This window comes from Sinorhizobium terangae, assembly GCF_009601505.1.
In the GTDB taxonomy this organism is placed as follows: Bacteria; Pseudomonadota; Alphaproteobacteria; order Rhizobiales; family Rhizobiaceae; genus Sinorhizobium; species Sinorhizobium terangae.
The window spans coordinates 127,125-143,506 of record NZ_WITC01000121.1 but is presented as its reverse complement, the minus strand read 5'-3'; the positions used below and the strand labels follow the sequence as shown (position 1 = coordinate 143,506).

At 60.2% G+C, this 16,382-nt stretch carries 10 protein-coding genes; 2 read left to right on the top strand and 8 right to left on the bottom strand.

Features of this window, described 5'->3' with window-relative positions; genetic code table 11:
- Nucleotides 1-26: 26 nt before the first annotated feature.
- The 4 genes from nagZ to GHK62_RS28960 form a co-directional block, all read right to left on the bottom strand.
- Nucleotides 27-1,043 carry a beta-N-acetylhexosaminidase gene (gene nagZ, locus GHK62_RS28975; RefSeq protein WP_153442391.1) on the bottom strand — a complete coding sequence of 339 codons (1,017 nt, stop codon included), beginning with the start codon at nucleotides 1,041-1,043 and terminating at the stop codon, nucleotides 27-29.
- A gap of 141 nt (nucleotides 1,044-1,184) precedes the next feature.
- The gene (locus GHK62_RS28970) at nucleotides 1,185-4,103 is read right to left on the bottom strand and encodes an SPOR domain-containing protein (protein WP_153442390.1); all 2,919 of its coding nucleotides are present in this window, start codon (nucleotides 4,101-4,103) and stop codon (nucleotides 1,185-1,187) included.
- Nucleotides 4,104-4,166: 63 nt separating this feature from the next.
- Nucleotides 4,167-5,927 (bottom strand): arginine--tRNA ligase, encoded by a 1,761-nt coding sequence (gene argS, locus GHK62_RS28965; RefSeq protein WP_153442389.1) that lies wholly within the window; start codon nucleotides 5,925-5,927, stop codon nucleotides 4,167-4,169.
- 97 nt (nucleotides 5,928-6,024) lie between these two features.
- Entirely contained in the window at nucleotides 6,025-7,242 is a 1,218-nt protein-coding gene (locus GHK62_RS28960) for a deoxyguanosinetriphosphate triphosphohydrolase (RefSeq protein ID WP_153442388.1), read from the bottom strand.
- Between the two features lie 215 nt (nucleotides 7,243-7,457).
- On the opposite strand from GHK62_RS28960, the gene erpA reads away from it, so the two are divergent.
- Nucleotides 7,458-7,790, top strand: coding sequence for an iron-sulfur cluster insertion protein ErpA (erpA, locus tag GHK62_RS28955; RefSeq protein ID WP_153442387.1), 333 nt, complete (start codon nucleotides 7,458-7,460; stop codon nucleotides 7,788-7,790).
- A 33-nt stretch (nucleotides 7,791-7,823) separates the two neighbouring features.
- On the opposite strand, the gene GHK62_RS28950 is transcribed toward erpA, so the two are convergent.
- The gene (locus GHK62_RS28950) at nucleotides 7,824-9,287 is read right to left on the bottom strand and encodes a phospholipase D-like domain-containing protein (protein WP_153442386.1); all 1,464 of its coding nucleotides are present in this window, start codon (nucleotides 9,285-9,287) and stop codon (nucleotides 7,824-7,826) included.
- 206 nt (nucleotides 9,288-9,493) lie between these two features.
- Between GHK62_RS28950 and xth the strand changes: the two genes are divergently transcribed.
- Nucleotides 9,494-10,285, top strand: coding sequence for an exodeoxyribonuclease III (gene xth, locus GHK62_RS28945; RefSeq protein WP_153442385.1), 792 nt, complete (start codon nucleotides 9,494-9,496; stop codon nucleotides 10,283-10,285).
- Nucleotides 10,286-10,314: 29 nt separating this feature from the next.
- On the opposite strand, the gene exoR is transcribed toward xth, so the two are convergent.
- The 3 genes from exoR to GHK62_RS28930 form a co-directional block, all read right to left on the bottom strand.
- Nucleotides 10,315-11,121, bottom strand: coding sequence for an exopolysaccharide production regulator ExoR (gene exoR / locus GHK62_RS28940; RefSeq protein ID WP_153442384.1), 807 nt, complete (start codon nucleotides 11,119-11,121; stop codon nucleotides 10,315-10,317).
- A 476-nt stretch (nucleotides 11,122-11,597) separates the two neighbouring features.
- Complete coding sequence (locus tag GHK62_RS28935) at nucleotides 11,598-12,878, bottom strand: OmpP1/FadL family transporter (RefSeq protein WP_153442383.1); 1,281 nt, start codon at nucleotides 12,876-12,878, stop codon at nucleotides 11,598-11,600.
- 461 nt (nucleotides 12,879-13,339) lie between these two features.
- Nucleotides 13,340-16,183: a valine--tRNA ligase gene (locus GHK62_RS28930; RefSeq protein ID WP_153442382.1), complete on the bottom strand. Its 2,844-nt coding sequence runs from the start codon at nucleotides 16,181-16,183 to the stop codon at nucleotides 13,340-13,342.
- Nucleotides 16,184-16,382: the final 199 nt, after the last annotated feature.

The following is a 16,382-nucleotide window of genomic DNA, read 5'->3' as shown; positions in this document are numbered from 1 at the left end:
CGCCTTACCCTTTTAAGCGGGATGCTCTACGCCAGGGCAAACATGGCGTTGAACTCCGCCCTCAACGCATCTTGGTCCGCATTGTCCGGTTTTTGGAACGCGGCCTCCGCGGCCCTTGCCCGACGCAGCCGATCGCCCGACAGGACCGGAACCACATCCGCGACGGCCCTCATTTCTTCCATTATGCCATGACAATGCAAGACGAGATCAAGGCCGGCGCCAATAATGCCGCGGGCGCGAGCGGCCATATCCCCGGCAAGCGCATTCATCGAAACATCATCCGACATCAAGAGCCCATCGAAACCGATATGGCCGCGAATGATTTCGCTGACGACCTTCGGCGAGGTCGTGGCTGGATTGTCGGGATCAATCGCTGTGAAAACGATATGCGCCGACATGGCCATGACTTGGTCCTTCATAGCGATGAAGGGAAGAAAGTCGCTTCGCTGCAATTCCTGGATACCGGCTTCCACGACGGGCAGGTTGTGGTGTGAATCCACGAATGTGCGGCCGTGACCTGGCATATGCTTCATCACCGGCAGCACGCCGCCCGCTTTCAGTCCCTCGCTCATTGCACGACCAATCGCGGTCACCGTCTGCGGATCATGCCCATAGGCCCGGTTACCGATGACGTCATGGCTCCCCGGCACCGGCACGTCGAGAACCGGCAGGCAATCGACCGTGATGCCGAACCGCATCAGGTCGAAGGCATGGAGGCGCCCCATGAGCCACGCGGCGCGCACACCTTGCTCCCGGTCCCGGCGATAGATCTCGCCGATCGCGGCACCGTTCGGATATTGCTGGACGAGCGGCGGCCGGATGCGCTGGACCCGGCCGCCTTCCTGGTCGATAAGCACCGGTGCATTCGGATTGCCGATGCTATCGCGCAGCCCAGCGACGAGATCGGAGATCTGATTTTCCTCGCCAATGTTGCGGCCGAAAAGGATGAAGCCCCAGGGGCGCTCGCCGTCAAAGAACCTGCGCTCTTCCTCGGTCAGGGAAAGGCCTTTGCAGCCGGAGATAAATGCTTTTGATTCGCTCATGTGAAAATCATAGTGCGCGCATCGTTCGGCGCGAAGTCACAAAGCCGCACTTCCTCGACCATTCACAGACAAAGCGCCGCTCCATAAAGAAAAGAGCGCGACAATTCTGCCGCGCCCCGTTCCGTTGATCTTTCCGCCGACTTACTTCGTAACCAGGCAGCTTCCGCCGGCGCTCTTGTAGCGAGAGCAAAGTGCATTTGCTTCCTCCCGCGAGCCGGCTGGAATACGCACGCGATAGTAGGTCCCCTTACCGGCGATCTCAGCCTTGCGAATATCGACGCCGCGGCCGCCGATGACGCTGGCGAACTTCACGGAGAGGCTGTTGTAGCTCTTCTGCGCTTCGGCTTCAGAAGGCAGCGAGGCTACCTGGATCACGTAGCTGCCGGCTGGCACGGAGGCGGTCGCAAGCGGCGCGGCCGGCGCTGCATTTGCCGTTTCCGTCGCGGGTTTGTTTGCCACCGGCTGTTTCGCCGCATTCGCCGTGGCACCGGCATCGGATTGGCCCGTCGGACGCGCCTGCGGCACAGGCGCCGGTTCGCCGCCGACCGCCGTTGTCTTCACGCTACGAACTGCGACCTCCTCGAGGGGAGCGTCGCTTGGCGCAGCCAGGGCAACCTTTTCGACACCGGCCGCCGGTTGCCCGCTGGCACGCAGCTCTGACCCGGCATCCGCCGCGGTCGCAGCACCCTTGGACCCCGAGGCCGCAGCCTGACCGGAAGCGGTCGCCGGAATGGACTGCTCGCCAACGCTTGCCGTCTCGTCATTCGTCGGCGGAGCCGCCGGTTCTTCGCGGGCGACCAGCGTGCCGTCGGGCTTGACGATCATCGTACGGACCTTGCGCGGCGCCACGGCAGGAGCTTTTTCCTCCTCAGCCGCCGCGGCATCGCTCGCGTCTTCCTCAGGCAGCAGGCGTGCCACTTCTTCCTCATCCGCCGGAGAAGTGGCCGTCACTGCCTCACCTTCATCGCTGCCTTCCAGAGGCAAAGTCTCTGGCGTCAACGTTCTCTGAACAACATCCATCGGCTCTTCGGTCGAGGAGACCAGCGCCTCCTGGCGCGGTACATCGCCCTGAGCTCCGGCAACCCGATCGTAGACGGCCTTGTCCTGGTTCGGTACGGTCTTGCCGCCCTTCTCTTCCGGGACGACCTTTACCGGATTCTTGTCAGCCAGGATGATCTTCGGGCCGTCGCCAGTCAGGGCGGCACTGCTGCCTCCCATCCACGCATAGACCCCGGCACCGCCGAGGATGATGACGCCCGCTACGCTGGCGGCCAAAAGCATCGTGCGCTGGGGGCGACGGCCATAACCCTGCTCACTGTATTCCGCGGCGCGATCCAGCTTCGGCGCCGCCAGGCTTTCCGTGTCTTCGGCTGCGTTCTGTCGCTCGGCCATCGCACGCTGGAAGTCTTCTTCCATCGCCTTTTCAAATTCGTCGAAATCATCGACCACCAAGGCTTGGGGATTTGGCTTCGCCGCTGCGGCATCGGCGCGGCGATCGTCGACGCGCGCACCGCCCCGGGGCGCCGGCGTACTGAAAAGTTGCGCCATTTCAGCGTCGATATCGAGGTCGTAGTCGGTCGCAAAGGCCGCTGGTTTTTCTTCGACTTCCAGCACCGGCAATTGCGGCACGTCGACGTCCGCGATCGGCGCCACGCCGCTTTCCGGCTCGGCGATCATTGTGGGATCGAAGGGCAGCGCACTTTCGGCCGGTATTTCTTCCTCTATATCCGCCGTCGTTGCCTGCGGCTGGTCGCGGCGGACTTCGGCTTCCGCCGGAACGGACAGCGCCTGCAGGAAGGGCTGTGCGGCCGGCTCGACCAATGCAGGATGCGCAACGACCGGCCCCTCGACTGCAGCTTCAAGGTCTTGCCGTGCATCTGCCTTCGGCGGGTCGATATCCAGGGCGAGATCCGACAATTCCAGCTCGAAATCCTCGATGTCGAAGCTCGGTTCCGGCTCGACCGCTGCCACGTCCTGAATGGGCTCCGGCGTTGGCACTGGCGAAACGGCTGGCGCGGCAGGAATTTTTGCGACGACGGGTTCGGCGATCGGCGCGGCGAAGGCGCGCTGCTGCGATGCGCCGGAGGGAGACGCAACCGGCGTCGCCCGGCTGAAGGTGGGCTTGAAAGGATAACTGCTCTTCTTGACCGGCGCCCCCGGGACCGCCTGGATCGCCGGGTGGGCCTCAATGGCCGCAGCGACCAGACCTGTCGCGACCGGCACGGGAAAACGCTCGACGTCAGCAAGCAGTTGGTCGACCCCGCCCTGGGAAGCGGAGGAGGCCGCAGCCGGTGCTACGACTTTTTTGTCGACTGGCTTGACCGTTTCCTCACTGCGGCTGGCGAGCTCATCCGCCATGTCGATAAAGAGCGCATCCGAGCTCGCTGGAGGTTCGGCGGCCCGAGCGACGGCCGCGTGAAGCGTAAGCGGCACGTGCATGGAGTCAAAGGCCGGCGCTTCGAACGAGTGCAACTGAGAGCCACCGCCCGCGTGGCTGGCTTCGGAAGCGCCCGAATCCTGCGGAAGCGACAGATCCTCGTAGCCGAGCGAGAGTTCGAGCTCGCGCTCCAGATCGGCTGCCGGATCGTTTTCGGCGAACTCGGCGACATTGGCGGCATCGAGATCGGCCGGCGCCACCGCATCCGCAATCGGAGCAGCAATGTCGCTATGCCCGTCTTCGGCTGGTTCGGGAATTGGAGAAACGCGATCTTCGACAGCGGCGACGGCGGACTCGGCAACCGGCTCGACGGCAGGAGAAGCGTCGGATTCATACTCCTCCGTCGCGCCGCCGGCGACCGGATGCTCGACAAGCCCACTGTCCGGGTGAACCGCAACGGCACGCGGAGCATCGTAGCTATCGAACTCGCGAAGGAGTTCTTCCTCGAGATCGAAGGCAGGATCCCGCCGGACGGCTTCCTGATGCCGCTGCAGTTCTTGCAATTGCTGAACGGCTGGCCGAGCATCGTAACCGACAATGCGGGCAAGTTCGCTCAACGGATCATCGTCGGCCAATACATCGAATTCTGCCGGCCCGCTTCGTGCGAATTGTTTGTCTGCCATACTCTCCACTCACAATTGCCTGCGTTCGTTTGCCAGTGCATTGTGGGGAAATGGTGACAATACTTACCGCATCTCTTCCGGCGCTGAGGTGCCCGTAATAGACAGGCCCGACTTCAGTACCGAGGCGACAGCATGCACCAGCCCGAGTCTGGCAATGCTTAATTCTCTGTTCTTATCGTTAACAAAACGTAATGCCGGATTTTCTTTACCTTTGTTCCAGTGTCCATGGAAGGCTGCGGCAAGATCATACAGATAAAAAGCGATTCGGTGAGGTTCCTGCGAGAGTGCCGCAGCCTCGACGACGCGGGGATATTCTGCGAGCTTCGCGACAATCTGCATCTCGGCAGGATCAACGATCGCTCCCGTCACTGCCGCGGCAAGATCAAGCGACGAGAAATCAAGATCAGGGAACGCTTCCGCCGCCTGCCGGAACACGGAGCTGCAACGAGCATGCGCATATTGTACGTAGAAGACCGGGTTATCCTTCGACTGTTCGGTCACCTTGGCAAAGTCGAAGTCGAGGGGCTCGGTGTTCTTCCGATAGATCATCATGAAGCGAACGGGATCCCGGCCGACCTCATCGACGACGTCGCGCAGCGTCACGAAGTCGCCGGACCGCTTGGACATCTTGACCGGCTCGCCGCCGCGGTAGAGCTTGACGAGCTGGCAAAGCAGCACCGTCAGCTTCGCCGTCCCACCTGACACGGCGCGCGCCAGTGCTTCCAGCCGCTTGACATAGCCGCCGTGGTCGGCGCCAAGCACATAGATCATCTCGTTGAAGCCGCGGTCGAACTTGTCCTTGAAGTAAGCAACGTCGGCCGCGAAATAGGTATAACTGCCGTCTGACTTGATCAGCGGGCGGTCGATGTCGTCGCCGACTTCCGTCGAACGAAACAGCGTCTGCTCGCGGTCTTCCCAGTCCTCCGGCAACTGCCCCTTCGGAGGCGGCAGCGTGCCCTTGTAGACATGCCCCTTGAAAGTCAGGTCGTTGATCGCCGTACGGATACGCGTTGCGTTGTTGTCGTGCAGCGTCCGTTCGGAGAAGAAGACATCGTGATGGACGTTCAGCGCAGCCAGATCCTCGCGGATCATCGCCATCATCGCGTCGATCACGCGCTCCTTGACGAGCGGCATCCACTTGTCGTCTGGCATGATCCGGAGGCTTGTGCCGAATTCATCCGCCAGCGCCTCGCCCACCGGCACGAGATAATCACCGGGATAGAGACCCGGCGGGATCTCTCCGATGTCCTCGCCGAGCGCCTGCCGATAGCGCAGGAACGCCGAGCGCGCCAGAACGTCGATCTGCGAGCCCGCATCATTGATGTAATATTCCTTGGTCACGTCGTAGCCGGCAAAGGCGAGAAGATTGGCCAGCGCATCGCCGACGACCGCGCCGCGGCAATGCCCAACGTGCATCGGCCCGGTCGGGTTGGCGGAGACGTATTCGACATTCACCTTGCGTCCCGCGCCGACCGTGCTGCGGCCGTAGTCGGTGCCGGCCCTCACCACGGAGGCCAGGAGCTTCTGCCAATAGGCAACCGACAGGCGGACGTTGATGAAGCCCGGTCCGGCAACGGTAACCTCTGTGATTTCCGGATCCTGCCGCAGCTTCTCGACGATGAGGTCGGCAAGCGCACGCGGATTCATCCCCAGCGATTTGGCGAGAACCATCGCCGCATTCGTCGCCACATCGCCGTGACTTGCATCGCGGGGCGGCTCGATATTGATGCGTCCGAAATCAACTTCAGATCGCTTTTCACGCACGATATCAAGCGCTTCCAGAATATTCTTAATTCTTGATTCGAAGTCTGTGAAAAGGTTCATCTGATCCGTCCGCTTTTTCCAGCCAAACTGGAGAATGGCGCAAAACTCAAAAGGAGGCCGGGTTCCTGTGAACCTGCAGCCTCCGGGCGGGGCGTCACTAGCGCAAATCAGGCGTATGGTCAAACAAGCGCCGATGCGCACTGATCGCGAAAGTGTCCGTCATCCCGGCGAGATAGTCTCCCACGTGGCGCGCCCGGGCCGGTTCCGACATCCCGACTATCTGGTCGATCCAGTAGTGTTCCTTCATCAAAAGCGGATCGGCCATGAAGGCGCGGTAGAGATCGGTGACGATCGAGGCTGCACCCTGCCGCACCCGCATCACTTCAGGATGGCGGTAGATTCGGGTCATCAGAAGGTGCTTGATCTGCCGGTCGGTTTCGCTCATCTCCTCCGAGAAGGTGGCGATCACCCTGCCCGCCTGCCGCACTTCGCCCACACTTTGCGGCCGGATTTCACGAAGCCGCGCCTGAGCCACGCCAATGACGTCCTCCACCATTGCCGTGATCTGCCGCCGCATGATCTCGTGGGTGAAGCGGCTGCTTTCCAGTCCGGGATAGCGATCATGGACCTCGCGCATCAACCGCGCGAGGAACGGAACTTCCTCCAGCATCGGGAAAGTGAGATATCCCGCCCGCAACCCATCGTCTATGTCATGGGTATTATAGGCGATGTCGTCGGCAATCGCCGCGACCTGAGCCTCTAGACTTGCAAAGCTCGCGAGCTCGAGATCGTGAATGGCGCAATAATCGAGGATCGGTTGCGGGACAGGACCGCGCGTGCCCTCGCCCGCCGCCGTCATCAGCGGGCCATTGTGCTTGACGAGGCCTTCGAGGCTTTCCCAGGTGAGGTTCAGCCCGTCGAATTCCGCGTAGCGCCGCTCCAGCTTTGTGACGATGCGCAGCGACTGCGCGTTGTGATCGAAACCGCCATAGGGCTCGAGCACCTCGTGCAGAGCGTCCTCGCCGGTATGTCCGAAGGGCGTGTGACCGAAGTCGTGCACAAGGGCGACGCCCTCGGCGAGATCCTCGTCCAGCTTCAGGGCGCGTGCCAGCGCGCGTGCAATCTGCGCGACCTCGATCGTATGGGTAAGGCGGGTGCGGTAGTGGTCGCCATCCGCAGCGATGAATACCTGCGTCTTGTGCTTCAACCGGCGAAACGCAGTCGTGTGGACGATGCGGTCGCGGTCGCGCTGGAAGTCGGAGCGTGTCGGGCTGCCCGCCTCAGCGTGGAGCCTGCCGCGCGTAGCCCACGGGTCCGACGCGAAGGCGGCATGCTGGCCGTAACCGAAACCGAGGGCCTGTCTGTCGAAGGTCATTTCTCACCTGTGCCGGCCGTCCCATTGACGGGACATTCAAGCCTTCATACCTATAGTGTACGCTACAGGAAAGCCGCGGCGAACTGTCGAGAGGGTCCTGAAGACAGATCAATGGTTTGGCTGCGGGTTTTCAGGCTGATTTTCCGGCTTGATTCCTGGCAATGCCAAGCGCGAGAACGAATCTCTCCGGTTCTTGACCCCGGCAGGAGGCACCTATGACACAGGAAACAGTCACCCTTTCCGATGCGGCTGCCAAGCGCATCGCCGCGATCCTCCAGACGGAGAAGAACAAAAGCGCGATGCGCGTCTCCGTCGAAGGTGGCGGCTGTTCCGGCTTTTCCTACAAATTCGATCTGGTCGACGCTGAAAACGAGGACGATCTGGTTCTCGAAAAGGGAAGCGCCAAGGTCCTGATCGACAGCCTCTCCCTCATCTATATGGGCGGCTCGGAAATCGATTTCGTCGACAACCTGCTCGGCCAGTCGTTTCAGATCAAGAATCCGAATGCCGTTGCAAGCTGCGGCTGCGGCACGAGCTTTTCGATCTGACGAAGCGCTTCACGTTTCGCAAGCAAGCTCTCGCTAAAGATAAGGTGACCCCAGCCAGAGAAGGCGGTTCGCCAGTCGATTTGCGAAGGGCTGCTTGCGCAATCCCGCAAGGGTAACTTCCTCCGCCAACGTCAACGTCGCGCAGATCTTGTTGCTGACCGCCTGCGCAAAAGCATCGTCGAGGACCTCGAGATCGAACTCGAAATTGAGGCGCAACGAGCGTGGGTCGAGATTGCTCGAACCGACATAGACCCAACGCTCGTCAATGACCATCAGCTTGGAATGATTGAACGCTCCCTGCGCCCGCCACACCCGGCAATGGCCCTTGAGCACCTGGTCGAACTGGGCCGTCATCGCCCGGTCGATGAGGGTCAGATTGTTGACTGCCGGCACGACGATGTCCACGTCCACGCCCCTGCGGGCGGCGGTCACCAAAGCGCTGACCAGTTCCTTGTCCGGAAGAAAATACGGCGACATCAGGCGGATGTGCTTGCGCGCAACCGAGAAGGCGCCCATCAGCATCTTGTGATTGGTCTCGTTCGTGCTGTCCGGGCCTGACGGGACGGCGCGAATGAGGACCGGAGGCGCGTCCGGGATCTCATCCGGCACCCCGATCTTCCATTCGTCGCCTTCGAGGCTCTCTCCGCTTGAAAATTGCCAGTCCTCCGCGGCGACCTGGAAAATGTCGGCAACGACCGGTCCGGTGACACGGAAATGCGTGTCGAAGGAGGCCGCCTTTCCCGCCATTTCGGTCGTGAAGCCGGCGCGAATGTTCATGCCGCCGGCGAAAGCGACGACGCCATCGACCACCAGAATCTTCCGGTGGGTTCTGAGGTTGGCATAGGGTAGTCTCAGCCCGATGATGATGTTGCCGTTGAAGACCGCCGTCGGTACCCCGCCCTCCTTCAGGTAGCTGACAATGCTCGGCACCGAATAGCGTGCCCCGACCGCATCGATCAAAACCCTGACGCTGACGCCGCGCTTCATTGCGGCAATCAGCGCATCGGCAAAGCGCAGGCCGATCGGGTCCCTGTCGAAGATGTAGCTTTCGATGAGGATGCTGCGGCGCGCGCCGGCAATTTCCTCGAGCATCGACGTGTAGACAGTGTCACCACCTTCCAGCATGGTGATGTGGTTTCCCGTCGACATCGCATGGCGCGCGACCCTGTCGCCAAGCATCTTCATCGCGGCGAAGCGATGTCCGAAGCGGATGGCGATTTCGTCATGGGTCACGTCGTACCGGCCGAATTGATCTGCACCTCGCGGCCGCAACAACGAGCGCTGCAGGCCGATGGACGTGCGACGAATGCGATTGATGCCGGCGACCGCGTAGACCACCGCCCCTATTACTGGCGACAGGAGGACGACGCCGACCCAGCCGGCGGCGGCGCGCACATCGTCCTTGGTCATTGCCGCGTGGACGATCGCCGGTATGCCCAAGGCGAAGGAGAGCAGCGCCAGAAAATGCGGCCAATAGTTTTCGACGAACTCGATCATGCGGGGGACTATAGAGCCAGACAGGGCGGAATCAATTCCTGCAACCGTCAGCGGAAACGTGCTGCGCTGAGAGCGAGATCGCGCCGCGTCTGATCGCGTCCCTCGACGCCACCGACGTTGCAGGTATCGGATTTGTCAAAAGAATTCGCAGCCGCTACAACGAATCGTCCGCGAGGATCAACCGATAAGAAAGGCGATGCCGGCCCATGAAGATTGCCACCTGGAACATCAACGGCGCCAAGGCGCGCCTCGACGGCCTCGTCGCCTGGCTGAAGGAATCGAACCCGGACATCGCCTGCCTGCAGGAAATCAAGTCAGTGGACGAGGCATTTCCGAGGAGTGAGATCGAAGCGCTCGGGTACCACGTCGAAACGCACGGCCAGAAGGGCTTCAACGGCGTTGCACTGCTCTCGAAATTGCGGCCGGACGAGGTCACTCGCGGCCTGCCGGGAGACGATATGGACGAGCAGGCACGCTTCATCGAGGGCGTTTTCTCGGTCAAGGACGGCGCGATCCGCGTATGCTGCCTTTACCTGCCGAACGGAAATCCCGTCGACAGCGAAAAATATCCCTACAAGCTTGCCTGGATGCAGCGTCTTGCGGCCTTCGCGGAGCAGAGGCTGAGGCTCGAAGAACCGCTCATCCTCGCCGGCGACTACAACGTCATCCCGGAAGCCCACGATTGCTGGGACGTCAAGGTATGGCAGAACGACGCGCTCTTCCTGCCGCAAACGCGGGCGGCTTTCCGGCGTCTTCGCAATCTCGGATTCACGGACGCAGTGCGCGCCACCTCGGACGAGGTGCCGCTTTATTCATTTTGGGACTATCAGGCCGGATGCTGGCCGAAAAATTTCGGCATTCGCATCGATCACCTGATGATGTCGCCCGAAGCTGCCGACAAGCTCGTGTCCACGTCGATAGAAAAACACGTGCGCTCTTGGGAAAAACCGTCCGACCACGTCCCCGTCGCGGGCGAATTCGCCTTCGAACTGGCGTAGTCGTTACTGCATATTCCGTTAAATCGTAGCTAGTCGTCGTCAGCCTGCAGGTGCATGTTCTGCGACATGGTGATCGCCACGCGGCGATCGTCTTCGGTCGCCAGCGAGAAAGCCTGCTCCTGCATCGACTGCAGCCAGGGCCTGTCCTTCGGCGAACACTGGTCGAGCGCCGCGGTCATGTAGGCGAGGCCACGAACGGTCTGGCCTTCCTGAAAGATGACGTTTCCGAAGACGCCCATGGCTCCGGCATGGCCATTCTTGCGTGCGCGGTTCAACCACTTTTTGGCCTGTTGAACATTGACGGTGCCGCCCTCGCCCGAAAGCAGCATCCGCGCCAGTTGGAACTGCGCCTCCGCGACACCAAACGTCGATGCCGCCTGGAAATACAACTGCCGCGCCTGCGCCAAATCGACCTTCACCGGGCTGTCGGGAATGCCGCGTCGATAGTAGCCGGCCAGCGAAATCAGCGCATTGACGAAATAACCCGTGTCTTCAGACCCGGGTTCGACGCCCTGCTGGGCAATTTCACTGTAGATCTTGAACGCCTCTAGATCGTTTTCGGTGACCCCGTCACCATAGGCGTACATATTGGCCAGTGCCCAGCGGGATCCGGTATGACCCTTTTCGGCGGCATAGCGATAGGCCTCGACGGCCTCGTCCTTCCTGCCGTTCTTGTAAGCGGAAAAGCCGAACTTGAAGAGGGCGAACGGGCCTGATTCCTTGGAAACGCCCGCTCCCGGATCGAACGCTCGCGCAGGCCCCGCGGTGGAGGCACCAACCGCCAGCGACACACCGAGCACCGCAACCCTAAGCGACTTGAATTCACCCGCGAGCATCACAACCAATTTCTTCCGTTCCAGCCGGCCACGCCGAACTCACCACCGCTGCAAACACCAATCCATGCACGGTCGCTTGCCATTCGAGCGCTCACAGCTTCCCAGCAAGGCTAGAACCATGCGTACCTGTCGCTAGATTTTCCCGCGCATCTCCTCCCCCAAAGCCGATTACGGATCGGCCAGGCGTTTGATGCCAATTGCGACGGGATGTCATGACAGCGCACAAACTCGATTCACCTCAAAACGCAGGTACGGCACTCGATCGCACATTTGCTGCTATCATCGCTGCTCTCATTTTGTGGCGGGAAATGGACATAGTTGAACCGGCCACGATACTAGCAAACCATAGCAGCAAATGTGTTGCTGAATCGTCACATTCATGAATGCTCATAAAATGGTGCCGTCAGCCGAAGAGACCAGCGCAGATAAAAGGAAAGCCCGGCGAAAACCGGGCCTCAAATACACCGTCGATGGGATCAGAACTTGACCTTTAGCGATGTTGAGATTGCTCCTACGAAATCGTTGTCGAAGTCGTAGCTCACGTCGTCGCCGATGACCTGTCCGTCGAATGTGACCGGTCCCGAGCTTCCGCTGGTCATGATCCCGACGACGCCGGCAAGGCGGAGCTCAACGTTCTGTGTCGGGGCATAGGAGACCCCCGTACCGAACGTCCAAGTGTCGGTCTGCGAGCCATATCCATGGCTCGTCCCGCGATCCCAGGTGACGCTTACTGCACCGCTCCACTGATCGTTGAACTTGTGACCAATACCGCCGGTGACCGTCCAGCCGTCGCGATAAAGGAGGTCGAGCGTCGTGCACGGTTGCGCAACACTCCCGCCGCCAGCCGGGCAGAATTCCAATACCTGCAGTTGGCTCCAGTCCGTCCATTTGACCGAGCCAAATGCCAGCCAACCAGGTGCGATGCCGGACTGGACCTTCAACTCCAACGAATCCGGCATCGAAGCCGAGCCGGATACACCGTAAAAGTTTACTGGCGCTGGACCACGGACATCCCGCAGGTCAATGGTGCCGGCAAGGTTGTCCAGATCGACGGCGCTATTATATACGAGGCTTGCTCGCATTGCGTATTCCGGGATTTCGTAAGCGACGCCAGTCCGCCAACCCCAACCATCACCGTCTAGGTCAAGCCTGCCAACGCCGGAAAGGCCGCCGGTCAGGATCGGCGGTACGCCGCTGAAATCCTGCACAAGCCGTTCCTTGAAGCCGCCAACTTCTTGGTAGAAGGCACCGCCAATAACGCGAACTATGCCAGGTCCCATGTCCCATTTGTAGGAGCATGTTGCCGCGTAGTTATCGCTCTCGACCTTCGTTTCGATGTTGTTGTTGGCGCCGGCCCAGTTTTGGCCGGGATTGGTGTGGGCGCCCCAAGGCTGCGAGTAGTCCGCCATACAGTCAATACTGTCACCCAAAGCAGCCTTTACGCCGATGCGGGGCGCCCAATAACTTTCCGTGTCCTCGACGCTATTTGGACGATTATTCAGGTTACCGCCACCGGAGCCGAAAGCCGGAGAACCGACAGGCGCAAGTCCCGTTGTCGTATCCGTATCCTTAACATTCTTCAATTCACGCTGTGGATTAACATACATTGCCGTCGCTTCGGCGGCATAGTCTGACGGATCGAACAGCAGATCGATATTATATCCGCTGCGCTCAAGCCCCCCAGCATGCGCAGCCGATACCACGAGCATTCCGGCGACGACCGCCAAAATGCCCTTCTTCATTCCACCTTGAGCCATTAAGCTCCTCCCCTGCACTCTCCGTGTGCGACAATCCATCTCATGTCGCGCTTGGCGCGGAGAGTATCCTCACGATTGCGTGAAATGGCAAACCGCGGACTCGCGGGAGTGGCCGTCGGATCGGCCATAAGATTTACGTAAGAATTTCAAGATTAAGACACAAATTCAGAATCCTGGAACGTTTTTCCAACGAACGCCAAGCGTTCCAGGTGGTTGAAAATAATATTCCACTTCTACGGCGAAGTGTGACCGGGGAACAACAATTTCGCTTTTTGCGCCCTTTAGCTGCAAGCATCTTTGTGCAGTTCGCCAATAAAACCAAAGCGTGTATTGCGTCGTTCCATCGCGTCGGATCGACGTCTGATTCGAAGTTTCGGGCCACATAATAGAAAAATCCGCGGCATTTCTACCGCGGATTGTAATTTGTTCTTCGTCGCAAAGGCGTGCGCCTTCGCTTTGCTTTAACCCGCTTCCGACACGCGGCTGAGAGCGACCCCGAGCGAATCCTTTTGCAGATCTAACTCGATCAATCTTTCGCGCTCTGCCTCGACCAATTCGGCCTTCGCATTGGCGACGAACTTCTCGTTGGCGAGTTTGCCGAGAATTCTCTCGCGCTCGACCTCGACCTTGGCGATTGCTTTCTCCAGCCGGATTTTCTCTGCTGAAAGATCGATAAGGTTGCCGAGCGGAAGGCAGGCGGTCGCTTCGGCGATGACGATCTGGGCGCTGCCGCGCGGCGCCACCGCCGCATGCTCGATGCTTTCCACTCTTGCCAGGCGCTTTATCGCCGAGGCGTGCCGGTCGAGCCGCTCGCTCGTCAGTCCATTTGCACCGATGATCACCAGCGGTGCCGTCGCCGCCGGCGGAACGTTCATTTCGGCGCGCACCGATCGAATGCCGGAGACGAGATCGATCAACCAGTTGATTTCATCGGCTGCAGCGTCATCCGCGTAGAAGGCGGAGGGCCATTCCGTGTGGCACAGCAGTGTCTCACGCTCGCGTCCGGGGCCAGCAGTCTTCTCCCAAAGCTCCTCCGTCATGAAGGGCATGAAGGGATGCAAGAGCTTGTAGATCTCGTCCAGCACGTAAGCGACGCAGGCCTGCGACTCCCGTTTGGCCTCCTGGTCGTCGCCGTTGAAGACCGGCTTCAGCAGTTCGAGATACCAGTCGCAGAACTGATTCCAGACAAAACGATAGAGACCACCGGCCGCCTCATTGAAGCGGTAGCCCTCGATTGCTTCACTGACGTCGCGGATCGTTCGCGAAAGCTCGGTCAAGATCCAGCGGTTGATCGTCAGCGCCGTCGCTTCGGGAATGAACCCTTCGCTGTTCGTCACGCCGTTCATTTCGGCGAAACGCGTGGCGTTCCAGAGCTTGGTGCCGAAATTGCGGTAGCCGGCAATGCGGGCCGGGTCGAGCTTCACGTCACGCCCCTGCGCCGCCATGATCGCCAAAGTGAAGCGCAGCGCGTCGGCGCCATATTCGTCCATCAGTTCCAAAGGATCGATGACGTTGCCCTTCGACTTCGACATCTTCTGGCCGTTCTTATCGCGAACGAGCGCATGGACGTAAACAGTGTGGAACGGCTCGACAGGCGTGCCGTCGGCGTCCTTCATGAAATGAAGGCCCATCATCATCATGCGGGCGACCCAGAAGAAGATGATGTCGAAGCCCGTCACCAGAACATCGGTCTGATAATATCTTTCGAGTTCCGGCGTCTCGTTCGGCCAGCCGAGCGTCGAAAACGGCCAGAGGGCAGACGAGAACCAGGTGTCGAGAACGTCTTCGTCGCGGGTCAGGATTTCTCCCGGTTTGAAGTTTTCGAGAAGGTCTTCGACATAGGCCTTCATCGGCCCTTCATGCGCAAGATAATGCTGGATCGCGGCATGCAGCGCCTCTTCCTCGGTCTTCTCGACGAAGACCTGGCCGTCGGGACCGTACCACGCGGGTATCTGATGCCCCCACCAAAGCTGGCGTGAAATGCACCAGGGCTGGATGTTCTCCATCCATTCGAAATAGGTCTTTTCCCAGTTCTTCGGAACGAAGCTGGTCCGGCCCTCCTTGACCGCGGCGATCGCTGGCTTGGCCAAGGTCTTGGCGTCGACATACCATTGCTCGGTCAGGCGCGGCTCGATCGGTACACCACCGCGGTCGCCATGCGGCACGGCGTGCCTATGCGGTTCGATGTGATCGACGAGCCCCGCCTCTTCGAGGATCTCGACGATCAGCCTGCGTGCCTCGAAACGATCCTTGCCTTCGAGCTCATCCCAGGCGCCGTGGAGCGCGGCCGGGTGATCGAGTCCTTCAAGGAAGTCGTCGTTGTTCTTGATCGTGATCCGTCCATCCGCAGTCAGGACGTTGACCTGGCGAAGCCCTCTCCGCTTGCCGACATCAAAATCGTTGAAGTCGTGGGCCGGCGTCATCTTGACCGCGCCGGTACCAGTCGCCGGATCCGGGTACTCATCCGCAACGATCGGGATCCGCCGCCCGACGATCGGCAGGATCGCGTGCTTGCCGACAATACCCTTGTAGCGGACGTCATCCGGATGGACCGCAACGCCGGTATCGCCGAGCATCGTCTCCGGACGCGTCGTGGCAACGACGAGATAGTCGCGGATCTCCCATTCCGTTGCGTTGCCGTCTTCATCGAATGCGACCGGATGCCGATAGGTGACGCCCTCTTCGAGAGGATACCGCAGGTGCCAGAGATGGCCATTAACCTCGACCTGCTCGACTTCGATATCCGAAATCGCCGTCTGCAGCTTCGGGTCCCAGTTCACGAGACGCTTGTCGCGATAGATCAGGCCTTCCCTATACAGGCTGACAAAAACCTCAATGACGGCTTCGGACAAACCTTCATCCATCGTGAAGCGCTCGCGCGACCAGTCGCACGATGCCCCCAGCCGCTTCAACTGGTTGAAGATCAGACCACCGGATTCGGCTTTCCACTCCCAGACCTTCTCGACGAAGGCCTCGCGTCCCATCTCGCGCCGGCCGGGCAGCTGTCTCTGCGCGAGTTGGCGTTCGACGACCATCTGCGTGGCGATGCCGGCGTGGTCCATACCTGGCTGCCAGAGAACATCCTTGCCGCGCATGCGCTCGAAACGCACCATGATGTCCTGCAGCGTGTTGTTCAGCGCGTGGCCCATATGCAACGAGCCAGTCACGTTCGGTGGCGGAATCACAATGCAGAAGCTGTCAGCGCCAGGCTTTGCGCCGGCGCCTGCACGAAACGCGTTTTCTTCGTCCCACTTCTTGGCGATACGCGGGTCGACGGCTGCGGAATCGTAGGTCTTATCAAGCATTTTTCGGCCAGTATTTTGGAGATTGATGTCAGCGTTTTTGTAAACCGGAAGGCCCAGCCCAAGTCAACACAAACGGCGAAAAAGCCGCAAGCGATTACGCTCGCGACTTTACAGCGCGTCGCGTCCTATGGACGCGCTAAGGTCGCTGTAGCACTCTGAAGTGCTGCATGATTTTGTCCTTAAATCGATTCCGATCAAG

Bases quoted from the DNA above. Each gene is read 5' to 3' on its own strand.
- nagZ (WP_153442391.1), bottom strand. From the start codon at position 1,043: ATGAGCGAATCAAAAGCATTTATCTCCGGCTGCAAAGGCCTTTCCCTG.
- GHK62_RS28970 (WP_153442390.1), bottom strand. From the start codon at position 4,103: ATGGCAGACAAACAATTCGCACGAAGCGGGCCGGCAGAATTCGATGTA.
- argS (WP_153442389.1), bottom strand. From the start codon at position 5,927: ATGAACCTTTTCACAGACTTCGAATCAAGAATTAAGAATATTCTGGAA.
- GHK62_RS28960 (WP_153442388.1), bottom strand. From the start codon at position 7,242: ATGACCTTCGACAGACAGGCCCTCGGTTTCGGTTACGGCCAGCATGCC.
- erpA (WP_153442387.1), top strand. From the start codon at position 7,458: ATGACACAGGAAACAGTCACCCTTTCCGATGCGGCTGCCAAGCGCATC.
- GHK62_RS28950 (WP_153442386.1), bottom strand. From the start codon at position 9,287: ATGATCGAGTTCGTCGAAAACTATTGGCCGCATTTTCTGGCGCTGCTC.
- xth (WP_153442385.1), top strand. From the start codon at position 9,494: ATGAAGATTGCCACCTGGAACATCAACGGCGCCAAGGCGCGCCTCGAC.
- exoR (WP_153442384.1), bottom strand. From the start codon at position 11,121: ATGCTCGCGGGTGAATTCAAGTCGCTTAGGGTTGCGGTGCTCGGTGTG.
- GHK62_RS28935 (WP_153442383.1), bottom strand. From the start codon at position 12,878: ATGGCTCAAGGTGGAATGAAGAAGGGCATTTTGGCGGTCGTCGCCGGA.
- GHK62_RS28930 (WP_153442382.1), bottom strand. From the start codon at position 16,183: ATGCTTGATAAGACCTACGATTCCGCAGCCGTCGACCCGCGTATCGCC.